Origin of the sequence: Clostridium polyendosporum (assembly GCF_018332455.1) — a bacterium.
Classification (GTDB): domain Bacteria; phylum Bacillota; class Clostridia; order Clostridiales; family Clostridiaceae; genus Clostridium_AY; species Clostridium_AY polyendosporum.
Window position 1 is genome coordinate 1 of record NZ_BOPZ01000069.1, and the last position, 691, is coordinate 691.

General features: G+C 34.4%; 1 protein-coding gene. It reads left to right on the plus strand.

The genetic code is table 11. From position 1 onward, the window contains the following. Positions 1-691: PTS transporter subunit EIIC (locus CPJCM30710_RS17400; protein WP_212905398.1), on the plus strand; the 691-nt coding region annotated here is incomplete at both ends.

Below are 691 nucleotides of genomic sequence, written 5' to 3' on the forward strand. Positions count from 1 at the left end.
GTTGGATTTTCCATTCTATTTACGAATCAAGATATTATGGGTTCAATAGCTGATCCAAATGGATTATGGTATAAGTTTTGGTTTATAGTTCAACAAGGTGGATGGACTGTATTTAATCAACTTCCACTTTTATTTGTAGTAGGATTACCGATAGCATTAGCCCAAAAAGCACAAGCTCGTGCGTGTTTGGAAGCTTTGGTAATATATCTAACATTTAACTATTTTGTTAATGCGATTCTTACTTTAGGTGGAGCTAGTTTTGGTGTTAATTTCGATGCCCAAATTGGTGGTACAAGTGGATTAACAATGATTGCAGGTGTTAAAACTCTTGATACAGGAATGATCGGGGCGATTTTAATAGCAGGTATAGTTGTTTATATTCATAATAAATATTTTGATAAACAATTACCGGATTACTTAGGAATTTTTCAAGGTTCATCCTTTGTTGTAATTATTGGATTTGCTGTTATGATCCCTGTTGCATTTGCAATGTGTTATATATGGCCAAAAGTTCAAGGCGGAATATCAACATTACAAGGATTCTTAACTTCATCTGGAGCTATCGGCGTATGGCTATATTCATTCTTAGAACGTATTTTAATTCCCACAGGATTACATCACTTTATTTATGGACCATTTATTTTTGGACCAGCAGTAGTAGAAGGTGGTATTGCTGCATATTGGCCAAAAC